This window comes from Halalkaliarchaeum sp. AArc-GB, assembly GCF_031432225.1.
Taxonomy (GTDB): domain Archaea; phylum Halobacteriota; class Halobacteria; order Halobacteriales; family Haloferacaceae; genus Halalkaliarchaeum.
The window spans coordinates 695,416-712,213 of sequence record NZ_JAVKGM010000001.1; the positions used below are offsets into that span (position 1 = coordinate 695,416).

17 protein-coding genes are annotated in these 16,798 nt (G+C 62.7%); 2 read left to right on the forward strand and 15 right to left on the reverse strand.

The genetic code is table 11. The annotated features are described in order from the left end of the window. Positions 1-3: 3 nt before the first annotated feature. A complete protein-coding gene (locus tag RH858_RS03440; protein ID WP_259533872.1) occupies positions 4-1,461 on the forward strand; it encodes a sodium/proline symporter in 1,458 nt (485 codons plus the stop codon). Positions 1,462-1,476: 15 nt separating this feature from the next. On the opposite strand, the gene RH858_RS03445 is transcribed toward RH858_RS03440, so the two are convergent. The 7 genes from RH858_RS03445 to RH858_RS03475 are packed head-to-tail and all read right to left on the reverse strand — an operon-like array spanning position 1,477 to position 7,537. After that, the gene (locus RH858_RS03445) at positions 1,477-2,022 is read right to left on the reverse strand and encodes a low molecular weight phosphatase family protein (protein ID WP_310561120.1); all 546 of its coding nucleotides are present in this window, start codon (positions 2,020-2,022) and stop codon (positions 1,477-1,479) included. 27 nt (positions 2,023-2,049) lie between these two features. Beyond that, the gene (locus RH858_RS03450; protein WP_259533874.1) at positions 2,050-3,060 is read right to left on the reverse strand and encodes a phosphate uptake regulator PhoU; all 1,011 of its coding nucleotides are present in this window, start codon (positions 3,058-3,060) and stop codon (positions 2,050-2,052) included. A gap of 1 nt (position 3,061) precedes the next feature. Beyond that, a complete protein-coding gene (phoU, locus tag RH858_RS03455) occupies positions 3,062-3,742 on the reverse strand; it encodes a phosphate signaling complex protein PhoU (RefSeq protein WP_310561121.1) in 681 nt (226 codons plus the stop codon). A gap of 2 nt (positions 3,743-3,744) precedes the next feature. After that, positions 3,745-4,587: a phosphate ABC transporter ATP-binding protein PstB gene (gene pstB / locus RH858_RS03460; RefSeq protein WP_259533876.1), complete on the reverse strand. Its 843-nt coding sequence runs from the start codon at positions 4,585-4,587 to the stop codon at positions 3,745-3,747. Positions 4,588-4,589: 2 nt separating this feature from the next. Then, positions 4,590-5,513 carry a phosphate ABC transporter permease PstA gene (gene pstA / locus RH858_RS03465; RefSeq protein ID WP_259533877.1) on the reverse strand — a complete coding sequence of 308 codons (924 nt, stop codon included), beginning with the start codon at positions 5,511-5,513 and terminating at the stop codon, positions 4,590-4,592. Then, complete coding sequence (gene pstC, locus RH858_RS03470; RefSeq protein WP_259533878.1) at positions 5,513-6,508, reverse strand: phosphate ABC transporter permease subunit PstC; 996 nt, start codon at positions 6,506-6,508, stop codon at positions 5,513-5,515. The genes pstA and pstC overlap by 1 nt, the downstream gene beginning before the upstream one ends. A 6-nt stretch (positions 6,509-6,514) precedes the next feature. Next, positions 6,515-7,537: a PstS family phosphate ABC transporter substrate-binding protein gene (locus RH858_RS03475; protein ID WP_259533879.1), complete on the reverse strand. Its 1,023-nt coding sequence runs from the start codon at positions 7,535-7,537 to the stop codon at positions 6,515-6,517. A gap of 293 nt (positions 7,538-7,830) precedes the next feature. On the opposite strand from RH858_RS03475, the gene cysK reads away from it, so the two are divergent. Further along, positions 7,831-8,775, forward strand: coding sequence for a cysteine synthase A (cysK, locus tag RH858_RS03480; protein WP_303650962.1), 945 nt, complete (start codon positions 7,831-7,833; stop codon positions 8,773-8,775). Positions 8,776-8,802: 27 nt separating this feature from the next. Here cysK and RH858_RS03485 read toward each other — a convergent pair whose 3' ends face one another. The 8 genes from RH858_RS03485 to RH858_RS03520 all read right to left on the reverse strand — a co-directional run bounded on the left by RH858_RS03485 (position 8,803) and on the right by RH858_RS03520 (position 16,631). Next, positions 8,803-9,318 (reverse strand): fasciclin domain-containing protein, encoded by a 516-nt coding sequence (locus RH858_RS03485; RefSeq protein WP_259533880.1) that lies wholly within the window; start codon positions 9,316-9,318, stop codon positions 8,803-8,805. A 157-nt stretch (positions 9,319-9,475) separates the two neighbouring features. Further along, on the reverse strand, positions 9,476-10,684 hold the full coding sequence (locus RH858_RS03490) for a metal ABC transporter permease (RefSeq protein ID WP_310561122.1): 1,209 nt from the start codon (positions 10,682-10,684) through the stop codon (positions 9,476-9,478). Next, positions 10,681-11,424 carry a metal ABC transporter ATP-binding protein gene (locus RH858_RS03495; RefSeq protein WP_259533882.1) on the reverse strand — a complete coding sequence of 248 codons (744 nt, stop codon included), beginning with the start codon at positions 11,422-11,424 and terminating at the stop codon, positions 10,681-10,683. Before RH858_RS03495 ends, RH858_RS03490 begins: the two co-directional genes overlap by 4 nt. 6 nt (positions 11,425-11,430) lie before the next feature. Further along, positions 11,431-12,813, reverse strand: a complete 1,383-nt coding sequence (locus RH858_RS03500) for a metal ABC transporter substrate-binding protein (protein ID WP_310561123.1) — start codon at positions 12,811-12,813, stop codon at positions 11,431-11,433. A 79-nt stretch (positions 12,814-12,892) separates the two neighbouring features. Beyond that, entirely contained in the window at positions 12,893-13,630 is a 738-nt protein-coding gene (locus RH858_RS03505) for a twin-arginine translocation signal domain-containing protein (protein WP_310561124.1), read from the reverse strand. A gap of 171 nt (positions 13,631-13,801) precedes the next feature. Next, on the reverse strand, positions 13,802-14,737 hold the full coding sequence (locus RH858_RS03510; protein WP_310561134.1) for a metal ABC transporter permease: 936 nt from the start codon (positions 14,735-14,737) through the stop codon (positions 13,802-13,804). A 50-nt stretch (positions 14,738-14,787) separates the two neighbouring features. After that, the gene (locus RH858_RS03515; protein WP_310561125.1) at positions 14,788-15,531 is read right to left on the reverse strand and encodes a metal ABC transporter ATP-binding protein; all 744 of its coding nucleotides are present in this window, start codon (positions 15,529-15,531) and stop codon (positions 14,788-14,790) included. Between the two features lie 32 nt (positions 15,532-15,563). Beyond that, positions 15,564-16,631 carry a metal ABC transporter substrate-binding protein gene (locus RH858_RS03520; protein WP_310561126.1) on the reverse strand — a complete coding sequence of 356 codons (1,068 nt, stop codon included), beginning with the start codon at positions 16,629-16,631 and terminating at the stop codon, positions 15,564-15,566. Between the last annotated feature and the right edge of the window lie 167 nt (positions 16,632-16,798).

Here is a 16,798-nt window from a genome sequence, read left to right on the forward strand (position 1 = left end):
CCGATGAGCGAACTTCAGTTTCAGCTGACGTTCGGGCTGTTCATCGCCACGTTGCTCGCGATCGGGCTGTACTTCTTCTTTACGACGGAGATGAAGCGGCTCTCCGAGTACATGCTGGCGGATCGGGACGTCGGAACCGTACCGATCGCGATCTCTGAAGTGACTGCCGTCGCGAGCGGATGGACGTTCTTCGCGTGGGTCGGGGTCGGCTTTACGGTCGGGCTCAGCGGCCTGTGGTTCTCGATCACGATGGTTCTCATCGTGCTGTTCCTCTACCGGTTCGTCGCCCCGACGTTCCGCCGGACCTCCGAAGAGCTCGGGAGCCAGACGGTCGTCGACCACCTGGCCTCCACGTTCGCCGAACACCGCCTGGGGCCGGCGATCCGACTGGTCGCGACGTTCACGATCGTCGTGTTCTTGATGTCGTACATCGGCGCCCAGATTATCGCCATCGGCGAGGCGATGGACGTCGGCCTCGGCATTCCGTACACGACGGCGATCCTGATCGGCGGGATCGCAGTTGGCTTTTACACCACGCTCGGCGGATTCAACGCCTCCGTGACCGCACACCTGCTGATGGGTTCGCTGGTGATCGTCGCCGCGATCCTGGTGCCGATCGGCATGGTGCTCGAGATCGGCGGCTGGTCGGCGTTCGTCGCCGAAGCCGGCGCCGTCGACGCGAACCTGCTCAGCATGACTGCCGGAAGCTCCGGGATGGCCCTGACGATCGCCATTCTGGCGTGGATCACCTTCGCCTTCGGGGCGATCGGCCAGCCACACGGGCTGATGCGGTTCCAGGCGATCCGGTCCGAGCGGATCATCAGCGCGGCGTCGGTGATCGCCGTCGCCTTCCAGTCGCTGCGCCTGACGGTGCCGCTCATCATGGGCGCCGCCGGACGGGTGCTCTACGAGGGTGCCGACATCCACCACGAGAACGTCGCGATGCACGCTATCGTCGACCTGTTCCCGGCGTGGCTCGCGGGGCTGTTGCTCGCAGGGATCATCGGCGCGATCCTCTCGACGTCCGACTCGATGATGATCGTCACATCCGCCGACGTCACCCGTTTCTACGAGGAGCGGATCAACCCGGCGGCGACCGAGCGGGAGCTGATCCTGTTCGGCCGCGGGGTCGTCGTGACCGCCGCCGTGATCGGCGTGGCGCTGGCGTACGTCCGCCCGGGGACGATCTTCGACATCATCGAGTTCGCGTTCGTCGGGCTCGGCGTCTCGCTCGGCATGCCGCTTGCCGCGCTCGTCCTGTGGAAGAAGATGACCGCCGAAGCCGTGTTCGCGACGATCGTGTTCGGGCTCTTGGGAACCATCGGGAACCTCTATCTGTTCCCCGATTACTTCCCGATCCTCGTGTGGCCCGTCGTGATCCCGGTGATGATCGGGGTCGCGCTGGCGACGTACGACGAGGGGGAGGAGTTCACCGAAGAGCGAGAAGTTATCACCGAATAGGGGCACAGAGAACCGTCATTCGGTACTGTCCTCTCTTTCTCCGACCGTCCCCGTTTCGATATCGTCGAACAGCTCCTCCACGAGTCGTTCGATTTCGTCGCGGATCCGCACGACGTCCTCGAGCGCTCGTCCGTGGGGATCGTCCAGATCCCAGTCCCGGCTCTCCCCGTTCCAGGTCGCCGGACAGATGCCCGAGGCGGAACAGCCCATCGTGATGACGACGTCGACCGATGCTAGTTCGCCGGGCGTGATTTCGCTGGGTGTCCGATCGGAGATATCGACTCCGCGTTCGAGCATCGCATCGACGACGACCTCGTGAACGTCCTCGGCGGGATGGGTGCCGCCGGTACAGATCCGGACGCGTCCGCGTAACCCGCGTCGGTCCCGCTCCCGACGGGCGAAGGCAGCCGCCATCTGGCTCCGTCCCGCGTTCTGTACGCAAACGAACGCGAGGGTGACCGGATCGGTCGCGATCGATTCCGGCTGGCTCGTCGGTGTCGAGTCGGTCGTCGGTGCAGGCTCGCTGGATGCAGCGTTCGTTGTGTCGTCGGGCTGTGTCATAGGAGTATTCGGAGTCCGATTGTCGTGTCACTTCTGTCTGTGTCGCATCGCCGCCTGCAAGCCGGCCTCGGCGACGTTTGCGCCGTACCTCGCCGTGCGGATCACGCTATCCAGAACGATACCGAGGTGATATCCCTGTTCGGGGTCAAGTTCGTACAGCTCCCGGTCGAGCTGCTCGGCATCGTCGGCGATTGCGTCCGCCGCCGCAGCCGCCGACCGAAGCTCGGCGTGATCCCCCTCGAAGAGGCCGGACAGCGCCGTCCTGGTGACGTCCCGGGAGCGTTTTCCGAGAATCCGGATGCGGTCTGCGGTCGATCCCTCGACGGGACCGTCGATGCGTTCGATCGTTCCGGCGATCTTCTCTGCGTGGTCCGCGATCCGTTCGATCTGCCGGGCGGCGGTGTAGTAGTCGAACGGAGTCAACCGACTGTCGCCGTCGCGACTACGTTCCGCCACGCGGGCCTCAGACCGCTGGAACCGCCGTGCGAGCAGGGCGAACAGCCTGTCGACGTCGTGGTCGGCCGCCCGGACGTCGACAGCCGTGTCGCCGTTAGAGTTCAGGACGGCCTCGATCGCGTCCTCGTGCATCGACAGGGCAGTCATCTCCATTCGCATGAGTGCACGTTCGGGCGGGAGATTTCCCGACGCAAGCATCGCCCTGGCGATGACCGTCCCGTCCCCCTCCTCGTCGATCTCGAAGCCGATCAGCCGGTCGACTGCATCGCGGATCTCCCGTCGGACTCCCGCAGAAACCACGCCGTCGATCCGAACCGCGTCACAGCCGGAGACGTACGCGGCGGCGATTGTCGACTCGAGATCGTACTGTTCGACCTCCCCGGCATCGAGGCGGACCGTCCCTCGATCACCGCGATCCTGCTTTCGGGTGATAACCAGTCGGTCCGCGTAGGCGAAACAGCGTACAATCGAACCGCTCTCGATTTCCTGGCTCATCGCCCATTCTTTGGGCAGCGAGACAGTGTAGGTCGAACCGCCGGTACGCTGTATCTTCCGTTCGATCGGGTCGACACCGTTTTTCATCTCAATACAGGAGTTCGTCGTCGTTTTGTATCATGTACAGTGACCGTGCGGCGATGTTGACCGCGTGATCGCCCACGCGTTCGAGATCCCGGATCGTCAACAGGGCTGTCGAGACTCCTTCGATCGTCGTTTTCAACGCTCCGTCGTCGTCACCACGGACCTGGTCGGACTGGACGAGTCGTGAGAGTACCCGTTCGGTCGCCGCCTCGCAGGCCGCGTCGAGGCTGTCGTCCCGGCGAGCGATTTCGAGGCAGGCCGCTACGTCCTCGGCCTCGTAGGCCTCGACCGCGTCATGGACCATCTCGCCGGCGTCATCTGCGAGTTGCCGGAGCGTTACTTCCTGGTGAAGCTGTCCCTCCGCAGTACAAGAATAGCGTGCGAGGTTCGTCGCCAGATCGGCCACTCGTTCGAGATCGGTGATTATTTTGAACGACGCAGCGACGAACCGCAGGTCGCCGGCTACCGGCTGCTGTAAGGCGAGCAACTCGATGCAATCCCTCTCCAGATCGAGATACAGGTCGTTGACGTCGTCGTCCCCGTCAATCACCGCCTCCGCGAGGACTGGGTCTTCCTTCTCGTAGGCCTGGAGCGCCAGTTCGTATCGATCCAGGACGAGATCGGCCATTCCGATAACGTCGGTTCGAAGCTCAGCCAGCTGTTTTTGGTATTCCTGTCGTGGCATGGTTATCCGAACTTCCCAGTGATGTACTCCTCGACGCGGTCGTCCTCGGGGTTCGAGAATATTTTCCCGGTATCATCGAACTCGACGAGCCGACCGCCCGTGAGGAACACCGCCGTCTTGTCGGAAACCCTGGCGGCTTGTTGCATGTTGTGCGTGACGATGACGACTGTGTAGTCGTCGACGAGATCGTCGATGAGATCTTCGATCTTCGATGCGGCGACCGGATCGAGCGCCGATGTCGGCTCGTCCATCAGGATCACCTCGGGGTCAGGGGCGATCGCTCGAGCGATACAGAGCCGCTGTTGCTGTCCGCCGGAGAGATCGAGCCCCGAGGAATCGAGTTGGCCGTGTATCTCCTCCCACAGCGCTGCACCGCAGAGTGCGCGCTCCACCTCGGCATCGAGATCGACGTCCGAAGCCAGTCCCTGGATTCGGAGGCCGTATGCCACGTTGTCGTAGATCGACTTGGGGAACGGATTCGGCTTCTGGAACACCTGGCCGATCTTCCGGCGGAGCGCTACCGGATCGACCTCTTCATCGTACACGTTCGTCCCCCAAAAGGAGAGTTCTCCCTCGACACGGCAGCTGTCGATCCGATCGTTCATGCGGTTGATACACCGAAGGAACGTGGATTTCCCGCAGCCGGACGGGCCGATGATCGCGGTGACCTTGTTTTTCGGAATGTCGATCGAGACGTCATCGAGGGCCCTCTCGTTCCCGTAGTAAACATCGAGGTTCCGAGCGGCGATGACCGTCTCGTCGGGTCGGTTGTTTCGGTCTGTCACCGGTGTCTGTACGTCGGTCGTGATGAGTGCGTCGTCGGAAACTGTGTCCTGTGTTGCCATGGTCAAACCTCCGTTTCGTACCGATTCCGCAGAGACACCGCAACAGCGTTCATCGACAGCATGATCGCCAACAACACCACGATCCCGACAGCTGCGAGGTGGATGAAGTGCTGGCTCGGTTCGGCCGCCCACGCATAGATCTGGGTTGGCATACCACTGAACCGCGAGAGCGGAGCGCCGACGACGCCGAGTCCGGGTGCTCCAGGTGTTCGATTGACGAACAGCGCGCCGACCATCAAAAGCGGGGCAGTTTCACCGATCGCTCGCGCCAGCGCAAGGATCGTCCCGGTGAAGATTCCCGGGAGGGCCGCGGGCAACACGACGCGCCGGATCGTCTGCCACTTCGTCGCGCCCGTCGCGTAGGAGCCGTCACGGACTCCATCGGGGACCGCCCGGATCGCTTCCTGGGAGGAGACGATGATGATCGGCATCACAAGCAACGCGAGTGCGATCGCACCGACAAGCAGGATCGGGCCGAGTCCGACACCGTTCCGGAGGGCTGCAAGCGCCAGCAGTCCGTACACGATCGACGGAACGCCGGCCAGATTCGCCAGGTTCGCTTCGATGAGCCTGGTGAGTCGAGTGTCTGGGGCGTACTCCTCGAGGTAAATCGCCGAGCCGACGCCGATGAAAAACGAGAGGAACGCCGTCAGAAGCATGAGGAACACCGATGCGACGATAGCACCCTTGAATCCGGCCAATTCCGGCCGACGAGAGCCGTCCCGCGTGAGGAAATCAACGAGGCCGATGTCGAACTCGGTGATTCCGACGTAGAAATCGGTCGCGACATCGAACAAAAGCAGCGCGAGCGCCACGACCCCGAACATCGATGCCACGAAGATACTCCCGAGAAACAGCCGGTTTTTCAGGTGTTCCCACCGCAGGTCTATATCGTCGAACAGTTCCGACCGGACGTCAGTACTCATCAATACTCCTCCTGGAACCGTCGCTTGAGGTGGTCGTTGAGCAGATTCATCGACAGCGTCATCACGAACAACAACAGTCCGACCGCAAACAGCGACTGGTACTCGACAGTACCGACTGCAGAGGTTCCCCGCGCCATCGAGACCATGTACGCGGTCATCGTCATGATTTCGTCGAACGGGTTGGCAGTGATGTTGGCGTTGAAACCGGCAGCTAACGTCACTGCCATCGTCTCGCCGATCGCTCGGGAGACGGCGAGGATATAGGAGGCGAACACACCCGAAATCGACGCCGGCAGAACGACGTTCGTCGAAACGTCGTACTTTGTCGCCCCGAGTGCGTACGCACCGTTGCGCAACTCGTCGGGAACAGCCTGCATCGCGTCCTCGCTGATCGATGAAACCATCGGAATCGTCATGATACCGACCACCAGCATCCCTGCGAGCATACTGTACCGGCCGATGTTGATTCCGAAGCCCCACTCGGCGACGGGAGCGAGGAGCACCGGATTGATGAACGCGATCGCGAAGTAGCCGTAGACGATCGTCGGAATTCCCGCGAGGATTTCGAGGGTCGGTTTGAGTTTTCGTCGGACGCGGGGTGAGGCGTATTCCGAGGTGTAGATAGCCGTCGCAGTGCCGATCGGAATGGAGACGAACGCTGCCCCGACGGTGATAGCCACGGTGCCGAAGACGATCGGCAAGATACCATGTGATGGAGTGGCGTGGTCGGGTGCCCACCGGGTACCGGTGAAGAACTCGGTGAACGTGACTTCCCGTTCGAACGGTTCCCCCAGGAAAAGCGCCTCGGAGAACCGTGCACTCCAGAAATAACTGGTGGCGTTATCCAGCAGAACGAAGAAAATGGCGAGCGTCGTAAGAACGGTGATCGCGGCACAGCCGAACAGCAGACGACGAATCCGACGGTTTTCGATCTGGTCGGCCTGTGTGCCACTGCCCTTTCGTATCTCCGGTCCGAGATCCTGTCCAGTACTCATCACCAGTTACTCGCGTTGGACTGAGAGATCCTCGGTGGCTGCGCCGACTACTTCCAGCCAACCGTCGATCTTGTCGTGGTTGGAAGACTGCGCCTCGTCGGTAGTGGCGAAAAAGCCTTCATCCCGCGCGAACTCGTGTTGCCCGTTCACGTAAAAACGGGCAAACGATCCGAGGAGATCGGTCCGCTCTTCGAGGCTTGCCAAGTTGAAGTACACGAACAGCGGACGGGCCAGTGGCGAGTACGCGCCGGACTCGATGTTCTCTTCCTGTGGGAGGTAAAACCCATCCTGGGTATCGCTCTCGACAGGGACCGCCTCGATCGGTTCATCCTCCTCGATTGCCCGGAGGTAGCCCACGCCTCCCCAGCCGAAGCCGTCGACGTTGTTCGCGACGGCTCCCATGATTTCGTTGGTCTGGCTCGTCGCCGAGTAGTCGTCCCGGATGTCCCCCATCTCGCCGTTGATTTCCCGGGTGAAGTAGTCGAACGTCCCCGAAGCGCTGTCCCGAGCGTGGAGTGCAATCTCTCGGTCGGGCCACTCGTCGCGGATGTCACTCCATGTCTCGACATCGGATTCGAACTCCCAGACGCGGCGGAGTTCCTCGAGGGTGATCTCCTCGACCCAGTCGTTCTCCGAGTTCTTCACCACAGCGAGGCCGTCGAGGCCGACCTCAATGTGGTCGTAGTCGATGTCGTTGTTCCCGCACAGTTCGATCTCCCCGTCGGTTATCAATCGACTGGCGCTTTGAACGTCGGAGTTTTGCCGACAGAACTCCTGGAAGCCGGCTCCCGTCCCCTGTGGGTCGACGTCGACGAGCACGTCGGGGAACTCATTGGAGAAGTTCTCGCCCGCCCAAGAAGTGATCGGGGCGACGGTGTTGCTTCCGGAAGCGTCGATGGTTCCGGAGAGACCTTCCCCCCCGTCTGCCCCGGCACAACCAGCGATCGCAACCGTTCCGGCCCCGGCGATCGTTCCGAGTGCTTTCCGTCGTGTAATCCGTCCCGCAACAGGTTCCTGGCGTGGTGCCATCACCGAATCGTAGCTGTAGCGGATACAAATACTATTATAATATTGATATATCTGGAGGCAGAGTGGGGTGGAGATACGTAGAGAAATCGGTATCGATGGTGAGAGCTACGTACTCTTCAGATGCCTATATAGGCAACGTGCGTCGGAATCAACTGGTCCGAGACGTTTCGAGGTCTCGTCGGCACGAGGAAGCGAAACGCTCTCGACCGACTTCACAAAGCCCGTCTTGACGAGGTAAAAAGCCTAAATTATACATCCAAACGTAGAGGCGCACCGAGCGATTACGGTGGGCGATGACAGCGAGCCAGTCCTCCAAACCGGATCTGAACGCCGTCGAATCGGTCGACGAACTGATCGGCGAGACGCCGCTGGTGCGACTCGACTCGGTTGCGGACAACCTCTTTGCCAAACTCGAGTCCGCGAATCCGTACTCGGTGAAAGATCGGATCGCCCGCGAGATAATCGACACCGCAGAGCGGGAGGGCGCCCTGCAGCCGGGCGGGACGGTCGTCGAAGGTACCAGCGGGAACACTGGGATCGGCCTGGCGTCGGTGTGTGCCGCCCGTGGGTACGAGTGCGTGTTAACGATGCCCGAGTCGATGTCGGCGGAGCGACGAAGCATGCTTTCTGCGCTCGGGGCGACGCTGGAGCTCACCCCCGCCGAGGACGGCATGGGCGGGGCGAACGAGCGTGCAGAAGAGATTGCCGAGGAACGAGAGAACGCGATCGTCGCCCGTCAGTTCGCGAACGAGGCGAACCCGACCGCCCACCGCAAGACCACCGGTCCCGAAATCTGGGAGGACACTGCAGGTGAAGTCGACGCCGTCGTCGCCGGAGTGGGCACCGGCGGGACGATCACCGGCGTCGCCGAGTTTATAAAGGAAGAGCAGGGCAAAGCGTCGTTCACCGCAGTCGCCGTCGAACCGGCATCGTCGCCGACGGTGTCCGAGCAGCGATCGGACGGCCACGACATCCAGGGGATCGGACCGGGCTTCCTTCCAGATATCCTCCGGACTGAACTGGTCGACGAGGTCCGCGGCGTCGAGGGCGAGGAAGCGAAACAGGCCGCCCGCGAACTCGGCGCACGCGAAGGGGTCCTGGTCGGCATCTCCTCGGGTGCGGCGCTTGCGGCCGCCCGGGAGTACGCCCGCGAGCATCCGGAGGAACTGACGGTCGTTGTCCTGCCGGACACCGGCGAGCGCTACCTCTCGACTGATCTGTTCGACGGGAAAAAGTAAATTTCACTGACTATTTTCGACCGGTTACTACTCGGGGAGCAGCACGCCGTCGATGACGTGGATGACGCCGTTGGAGGCCTCGATGTCGGGGGCGACGATCTCGGCCTGGCTGTCGTTCAGTTCGAGGCCATCGACGGTTACGTCCTCACCGTTTAGCATTCCGACGCGTGGTGCGTTGACGACGGACTCCGAGTACCGCCGGCCCGAAGTGACGTGGTACAGGAGGATGTCCGCGAGGTTTTCGAGTTCTAATAGCTCTTCCACTTCGACTTCCAGTGCATCGGCCAGTTCTTCGAAGGCCTCATCCGTTGGCGCAAAGACGGTCAACTGCCTGTTCCCGCTCAACGCGCCCACGAGACCGGCCTCCTGGACCGCCGCTACAAGTATATTGAAGTCGTCGGCCGCGACTGCGACATCGACGATCGTATCATCCCCCCGCGCACCGGATCGACCCCTCGCTGCTGCCGTCCCGACGCCGCCGGTCAGTGCAATTCCCAGTCCCGCCACCGTCCGCAGTACGTTTCGTCTGTTAATTTGTGTCATGGTATATTACCACAACATATAGAGGGTTTTGAAAAACATATCCCGAGCGCCTGACCAGTCAGGATACCGGTCGCTCATACTGATTATTCTCGGCTGTAACCGGACGGTCGGCGGGCCGGGTGGCCGATCGACCGGGAAATCGCTACAATAATCAGTATCAGTGCATCGAGATCGACGCCATCGACCGGTCCGAGACGGCGATCGCGAGCAGGTAGATCCCGATCGCGACGACGATGATCGACCCGCCCGGCGGGAGGCTCGCCGCGATCGCGAACGCCAGCCCACCGAGTACCGAAAACTGCCCGAACAGAACCGAGAGGAACAGCGTCTCCCGGAAGCTGTGGGCTACGTGCGAGGCGGCTGCGACCGGAATCACCAGCAGTCCGGCGACGAGGATCACGCCGAGGATCTGCATCGCGCCCACGACGACGACGGCGGTCATTACGATCAACAAGGCGTTGTACCATCGGACGTTCAGCCGGGCCACCCGTGCGGCCTGTTCGTCGAACGTGATGAACAGAAACTGCTTGTAGTTGTACGCCACGAGCGCGACGACCCCGACCGTCATGGCGGCCACCAGCTGGGCCCCCTCGGCGGTGACGATTGCGAGGCTTCCAAAAAGGAAATGCTCGATGTCGATCGAGATCGCGACGAAGTCCCGCCCCCAGCTGATGAGCAGGGTGCCGACCGCGAAGCTGCCCGTGAGCACGATCGCTACCGGTACGTCGCCGTAGGCGTCGGTGTGTTCCGCGAGCCACTGGAGCCCGAGCGCCCCCAGCACGCTCACCACCAGCGCGACGAACAGGAGCGATCCCGTCCAGCCGGTCACCGCGATGAACAGGAAGCCGACCGCGACGCCGGCAAATGCAGTGTGGGCGAGCGTCTCCCCGATCAACGCCATCTGGCGGTGGACCAGGTAGGTGCCGACCAGCGGGCCGACGATCGCAACCAGCACACCCGTCGCGATCGCCCGCCACATGAACGGGTGCCGGAAGACGTTCGTTCCGAGTAGCCCGTCGAGGCTGGCACCGACCGAGAGGTAGCGGTCGAACGCGAGCGCGCCGAACACTCCCAGTGCGCCCGGCAACTCGCGGAGCCAGTCGATGCCGATGAACGCGAGCATCGCCGTCGCGAGCACGGCGGTCAGTCCGATCCCGACGAGTTCGATCAGTTCCCGGGTAGTCCAGCCGCCGATCACCGTGTCGACTGTGGTGTCGGAGGCGCCCACCGGCTGCTGGGATGCAACGGTCCCGCCGTCGACCGCCGACTCCCCGCCGTCAACCGTCGATCCGTCGCCCTCGACCGTCGATCCGTCGCCCTCGACCGTCGATCCGTCGCCCTCGCGTTCGTCGTCTCCCCCCGTCATGGATGGTCGTGTTCGAGGATGCCGGCCCCCATGCCGTACGTCTCGGCGATGGCGTCGCTCTCGAGGAACGACACGGTGTCGCCGTGGTGATGCAGCTGGCGGTTGATGCACGCGACCGTGTCCACGTGCTGGGTGAGCACGTCGACCTCGTGTTCGATGAGGATGATCGTCATCCCCTGGCGGTTCAGGTCGTCAAGGAGCTCGTAAAACTGGTCCTGGGAGTCGGCGTCGACGCCGACCGTCGGCTCGTCGAGCGCGAGCAGGTCCGCCTCCGACGCCAGCGCCCGGGCGATGAACGCCCGCTGGCGTTGCCCGCCCGACAGCTGGCTGATCCGGCGCTCGGCGAGGTGGTCGATGCCGACGGTCTCGAGGGCCTGTGCGGCGATCTCGTAGTCCCCCTCCTGCAGGCGGCCGTGTCCGGCGTGTGCGAACCGGCCCATCAGGACCGTCTCGCGCACCGTTACCGGCATCGCCTCGCCGCGATCGCCCGATCGCTGGGCGACGTAGCCGATGCGCTTGCCGTCCTCGAACGCGTGTGCCGGTTCGCCGAACAGTTCGACCGAGCCGCGGTCGGGACGCTTCAGTCCGATCATGAGGTGCAGCAGTGTCGTCTTCCCGGAGCCGTTCGGCCCGATCAACCCGAGGAACGTGCCTTCCTCGACCGACAACGACACGTCCTCGACGGCGACGGTGTTGCCGTAGGCGAACGTGACGTTCTCCACGTCGATTACGGTGCTCACGGTCGATTACGCTCCCAGCGCCGCCCGGAGTGACGGCAAATTGATCTCCTCCATCTGTTCGACCCACCCCCAGCCGTTGTCCTGCCAGTCGCTCGTCGTCCCCTCGGCTGGAGTGAGCGGCAGCGCCTCCTCGACGTCGGTGTGCTCGAAGATGACCTCGACCATCTGTGGAAGATCCTCGTCGGGATCGTGCGCTTCGAACGGGTCGTACAGAACAGTGTCGATGCTGTGCTCCTCGATGGTGTCGATGAGCCGGGAGACGTCGTCGAACGACTCCGCCGCGTCGGCAGTCACGCCGACCGGCGTCTGGAGTTCGAAGCCGTACCGCTGTTCGAGATACTGAAATGAGTCGTGTCCGGCGAAGACAGCGACCTCCCGGGTGGCGTCGTCCATCAGCGCCTCGAACTGGCCGTCGATCTCCCGCAAACGCTCGACGTACGCCGCGGCGTTGTCAGCGTACTCGTCGGCGTGCTCGGGATCGATCTCGCCGAGTTCCGCGGCGATCCGTTCGACCGTCCGGATCGCGAGCACCGGATCGGTCCAGACGTGCGGATCGTGAAACTCTCTGGCCCCATCGGATTCACCGGCCGTCGACTCCACCACGTCGACGCCTGCGGGTTCCTCGTCGGTGTCGTAGACGACCGCCCCCTCGTGATAGATCTCGAAGACGACCTCAGTGCGTCCAACGGATCGGCCGTGAAACACGACCCGGTCGCCCCGGGATTCGATCTCGACGACGCCGTCGTCTGCGCCGTCGGCCAGTCGAGCGTCGACCCGATACGGCTCGTCGTCGCCGAGCGGGACGACCCGCCCCTGTTCGTCTTCGAGGACGATCCCGATCGGGACGGCCGCATCGACGGCCACGTCAGGCACGCCGCCGTGCCAATGTTCGACGTGCCAGTAGCCGAGCTGCTCGTTCGACCGGCGATCGTAGATGTCGAACTCCTCGAACAGCAGGTCTTCCGGGGCGTACTCCGGACCGTAGTCGGGTTCCGGCATCGGATCCGCATCGAAGGGGATCAGATACGGCTCCAGCCCTTCCATCGCGTCGATCACGCGGACGTCGTCGTAATCACGCTCGAGTTCGGCTGCGACGTCCTGCGCCCAACTGAACTCGGGCGTATCGAGATAGAGGAAACACTCGGTGCCGGCGATGTCCCGCACGAGATCCCCATCGGGACTCCAGCCGTGACCCATCCGGCCGGTGTCGACCGGGTTCTCGAAGGGGAACCGATCGCCGCCGACCTGCTGGGCCCAGTCCCACAGCGCAAAAAACGACGCGTAGCCCCTCGCGTTCCCGGTGGTCGCGTCGCCGAGACAGCCCGCCGATGTTCCGATCGCGGCGGCGCCGAGCCCCGATTTGAGGACGGAGCGGCGCGTGTAGTTCATACCGGTAGGTACGTGTGGATCGGTAAAAGTGTTATTACTTTAGAGAACTATTTTAATAATCGGGGTCGAAATTCGGGACCTAGTCAGCGGAGATGCGGAGCACAACTTTTCCATCGTGCGGTTCGGCGACGACGTACGCGTCGATGTCATCGCATCCCTCGACGCCGTGTTCCTCGTGATGGAACTGTCCGTCCACGATCTCGACGGTTCCGCCCTCGGTGAAGAATCCGAAGCGATGGCTGTCGTCGTGGTCGTCCTCGTGGTCGTCGTCGTGATCGTCGTCGTGATCGTCGTCGTGGTCGTCCTCGTGGTCGTCGTCGTGGTCGTCCTCGTGGTCGTCGTCGTGATCGTCGTCGTGATCGTCGTCGTGGTCGTCGTCGTGATCGTCGTCGTGATCGTCGTCGTGATCGTCATCAACTTCGAACACGACGTATCCACCGTCGTCTTCGAACGTGACCTCGAACGGCTGATGGGTGGTATGAATTACTGGAGCGTCGCCCCCTGACGTACCGCCTGAGATCGTTCCGGGATCGTCGAACTGCATGTGGCCACACGCGTGTTCGATAGCGTGTTCGTCGAGACCTTCGTCGTCGTGGTCGTCGTGGTCGTCGTGGTCGTCGTCATGCCCACCGCCTCCGACCCCCTCGACGAGAAGCGTAACCGAGTGACTCTCCGCTTCCGGCGTCGGTTCGGGTGTTTCTTCCGGTTCGGGTGTTCCTTCGACTTCTCCTGGCTCCTCCCCGGCACAGCCGGCGAGCGTACCCGCGGCGACGACACCGAGGCTGGACTTTACGAACGTTCTCCGTGATCGCTCCATACCAGGTGAAGGAAATTGTTACTCAAAAGTGTTACTATAGAACCGGTCTATCTTAATAAATATAGCTAATCTGAGTAGTTCGTTAATAATTCGGACCGGAGAGCTACCGGGAGATACGACGCAACGAATCCGGCCCACGTGGGGCGAATCGGTGAAACAACGGGCCGTATCTCAATCGGCCGTTTGCTCGTCCCCGATCGAGTGAGATTCCTCGACGTCCGCGAAGTTCGACTGGACCTTGCCGAACAGGACGGCGCCGACGTAGATGGCGACGGCAACGAGGACGATCGTCCCGCCAGCGGTCGCCTCGTAGTGAAACGACAGCGTGATTCCCACGAGGACGGCCAGTTCGGCGAGGATCACCGACGCGAGCAGCGCCTCCTGGAAACTCCGCGCGAGCTGGGCGGCACCCGCAACGGGGACGACGAGCATCGCCGCGACGAGGATCACCCCCATGATCTGCATCGCGCCGACGACGACCATCGCGGTGAGCATCACCATGATCCGGTTGTACCAGCGGACGTTGATCCCGGCGACCCTGGCTGCCGTCTCGTCGAACGTGACGTACAACAACTGCTTGTACGTGACACCGACCACGAGAGCGATTATCGAGAACAGTCCGACGAGGAGGATCGCGTTCTGGTTCGTCACCGTCGAGAGGTTCCCGAACAGATACTGGTTGACGCCGACTGCGAGGCCGCCGGCGTTGATACTTATCAGGACCGCCCCCAGGGCGAACCCCGTCGAAAGCACGATCGCCATCGACACGTCGTTGTAGGCGTCGGTCACCTCCGAGATGAGTTCGATCGCCAGTGCGGCGACCATGGCGACGACCACGGCTGTGAGATACGGCGAGACGCCGGTTCCGAGGACCGCGTTGACGAACAGCCCGACCGCCACGCCCGCGAACGCGGTGTGTGCGAGCGCGTCGCCGATGAGCGCGAGCTGTCTGTGGACGAGAAACGTTCCGATCAGGGGGGCCATCACCGCGATCAGGATCCCCACCAGGAACGCCCGGTGCATGAACCCGTACTCGAGCATCGCGATCCCGAAGTGGTCGGCGAGAAACAGCATGAGGTCGCTCCACCGGTCGAGCACCCACAGCATCGCGTCGTACGGCGCCGCGAGTGCCCTCGACACGAGGAGGGAACCGGAATTCACGCGACGGTCACCCCGTCATCTCGGCGAACGTTAGTTCCGAAGGCTCTATCCAGCGCGTCGCTTTCGGCGAACTCGACCGGCGGTCCGTCGAAGTACAGCTCGCGGTTCAGACACAGGACCCGTTCGGTGTGTTCGAGAACGGCTCCGATGTCGTGTTCGACCAGCAGGATCGTCATGCCCTCGTCGTTGAGGTCGCTCAGGAGATCGAAGAACGCGTCGACCGACTCGGCGTCGACGCCGACCGTCGGCTCGTCGAGCACGAGGAGGTCGGCCTCGCCGGCAAGCGCTCGGGCGATGTACGCACGCTGGCGCTGGCCGCCCGACAGTTTCGTGATGCGCCTGTCGGCGAGGTGCTCGATCCCGACCGTCCGAAGCGCCCTCCGTGTGAGTTCCCTGTCTTTTGCACCTACGCGTCCGAAGCCAGTGTGAGGGAACCGCCCCATGAGGACCACCTCGGCGACGGTGATCGGCATCTGTTTCGTGTTTTCGGTGACGTCCTGGGCGACGTAACCGACGCGCTCCCGTTCGACGAACTCCCGGGCGGGGTGACCGAACAGCCGAACGCTCCCCTCGTCGGGGTTGTGTAGTCCGAGAATCAACTGAAGCAGCGTGCTCTTTCCGGACCCGTTTGGACCGATGATCCCGACGTACTCGCCGGGATCGACAGCAAACGAGATATCCGCGACAACAGGGCTTGCAGTGTACCCGAAGGAGACGTCTTCGACGTCGATGAGTGACATGAGTGGGGTGAAGCTGTCAGTTGGTATGGGCGCTACTCGAAGTTCCGCCACTCGTTGTCGAATTCGGGAGCCGGATCGCCAGCGTCGAGGACGATCTCGAACGTCTTCATGTTGATCTCCCGGGCGATCTCGAAGTAGCCCCAGCCGCGATCGACCCACTCCTCGGTGGTTCCGGCGTACGGCGTGACGGGGTAGTACGCCTCGACGCCGGTTTCCTCGCGGAGCTGTCGGGCGGGACGCCGGGACTCGAAGATCGCCGCACCGATGTGACGAATGTCGTGTTCGGCGATCGTGTCCTCTGCGCGCTGCATGTCGGCCGGTCGGACGTCGTCTTCCGCCGCCAGGTTCGAAACGAGCGGCTGGATCGTCGCCCCGTAGCGCCGTCCGACGTATTCGAACGCGTTGTGAGCCGCGAGGAAAACCACGTCGCGTTCGGCTCGCTCGAAGATCTCCTCCCATTCGGCGTGGAGTGTGTCGAGTTCGTCGGTGATTGCGGCTGCGTTCTCGAGAAACGCGTCTTCGTGCTCCGGGACGATCTCGGCGAAGCCGGCGGCGATATTGTCGACGGACTCTTTCGCCCGCAGGGGATCCAGCCAGAAGTGTGGATCCTTCCCGCTGTCGACCTGCTCGTCGTCCTCGACCGTATCCGCGAGATCGATCAGGTCGATCCCCTCACGGGCGTTGATCATCTGCGTGTCCGCACCGTCGTCCCGGACGGTCTGTATCGCCCGATCCGCCCACGGCTGGAAGTCCGGTCCGACGTTTACGAACACGTCTGCGTCGATGATGTCCCGCGTTATCGAGGGATCCGGATCCCAGCCGTGACCGTGGAGGCCCGTCGGAACGAGGTTGTCGACCCGAACCGGCGTTCCGTCCGCGATCTTCCGCCCGAAATCGTAGAACGTGAAAAACGACGCGACTGCCACGTACTGGTCTCCGTCGGACCCGTCGTCGGCGTCGGCAGACTGGTTCCCACCGTCCGGCGATCCGGCCCCCAGACAACCCGCTATGCCGGAAGCGAGCCCCCCCGCTGCCAGGCCGGCAAACTGTCGTCGCGAGACAGGATGCGAACTGTTCGGTTCAGAATGTTGCTCTCTCATTATCCGTCGTTAGGAGGACACACTATTTTAGTTTTTTGTATCAAAGAATAATATTAGACTTATCTAAATCACAGTGCGACAGGCTGGTTCCGTGCCCTCGCAGCGGTAATAGGTCTGTAGAGTACCCGAGTGCCACGGAAACCGCGTCAATTTTTGGAGTCGGCTTG

Excerpts from the sequence above, each read along its gene's own strand:
- RH858_RS03505 (WP_310561124.1), bottom strand. The coding sequence starts at position 13,630 with ATGGAGCGATCACGGAGAACGTTCGTAAAGTCCAGCCTCGGTGTCGTC.
- pstC (WP_259533878.1), bottom strand. The coding sequence starts at position 6,508 with ATGAGTACTGGACAGGATCTCGGACCGGAGATACGAAAGGGCAGTGGC.
- RH858_RS03485 (WP_259533880.1), bottom strand. The coding sequence starts at position 9,318 with ATGACACAAATTAACAGACGAAACGTACTGCGGACGGTGGCGGGACTG.
- RH858_RS03500 (WP_310561123.1), bottom strand. The coding sequence starts at position 12,813 with ATGAACTACACGCGCCGCTCCGTCCTCAAATCGGGGCTCGGCGCCGCC.
- RH858_RS03490 (WP_310561122.1), bottom strand. The coding sequence starts at position 10,684 with ATGACGGGGGGAGACGACGAACGCGAGGGCGACGGATCGACGGTCGAG.
- RH858_RS03450 (WP_259533874.1), bottom strand. The coding sequence starts at position 3,060 with ATGAAAAACGGTGTCGACCCGATCGAACGGAAGATACAGCGTACCGGC.
- pstB (WP_259533876.1), bottom strand. The coding sequence starts at position 4,587 with ATGGCAACACAGGACACAGTTTCCGACGACGCACTCATCACGACCGAC.
- RH858_RS03445 (WP_310561120.1), bottom strand. The coding sequence starts at position 2,022 with ATGACACAGCCCGACGACACAACGAACGCTGCATCCAGCGAGCCTGCA.
- RH858_RS03475 (WP_259533879.1), bottom strand. The coding sequence starts at position 7,537 with ATGGCACCACGCCAGGAACCTGTTGCGGGACGGATTACACGACGGAAA.
- pstA (WP_259533877.1), bottom strand. The coding sequence starts at position 5,513 with ATGAGTACTGACGTCCGGTCGGAACTGTTCGACGATATAGACCTGCGG.
- RH858_RS03515 (WP_310561125.1), bottom strand. The coding sequence starts at position 15,531 with ATGTCACTCATCGACGTCGAAGACGTCTCCTTCGGGTACACTGCAAGC.
- phoU (WP_310561121.1), bottom strand. The coding sequence starts at position 3,742 with ATGCCACGACAGGAATACCAAAAACAGCTGGCTGAGCTTCGAACCGAC.
- RH858_RS03440 (WP_259533872.1), top strand. The coding sequence starts at position 4 with ATGAGCGAACTTCAGTTTCAGCTGACGTTCGGGCTGTTCATCGCCACG.
- RH858_RS03510 (WP_310561134.1), bottom strand. The coding sequence starts at position 14,737 with ATGCTGTGGGTGCTCGACCGGTGGAGCGACCTCATGCTGTTTCTCGCC.
- cysK (WP_303650962.1), top strand. The coding sequence starts at position 7,831 with ATGACAGCGAGCCAGTCCTCCAAACCGGATCTGAACGCCGTCGAATCG.
- RH858_RS03520 (WP_310561126.1), bottom strand. The coding sequence starts at position 16,631 with ATGAGAGAGCAACATTCTGAACCGAACAGTTCGCATCCTGTCTCGCGA.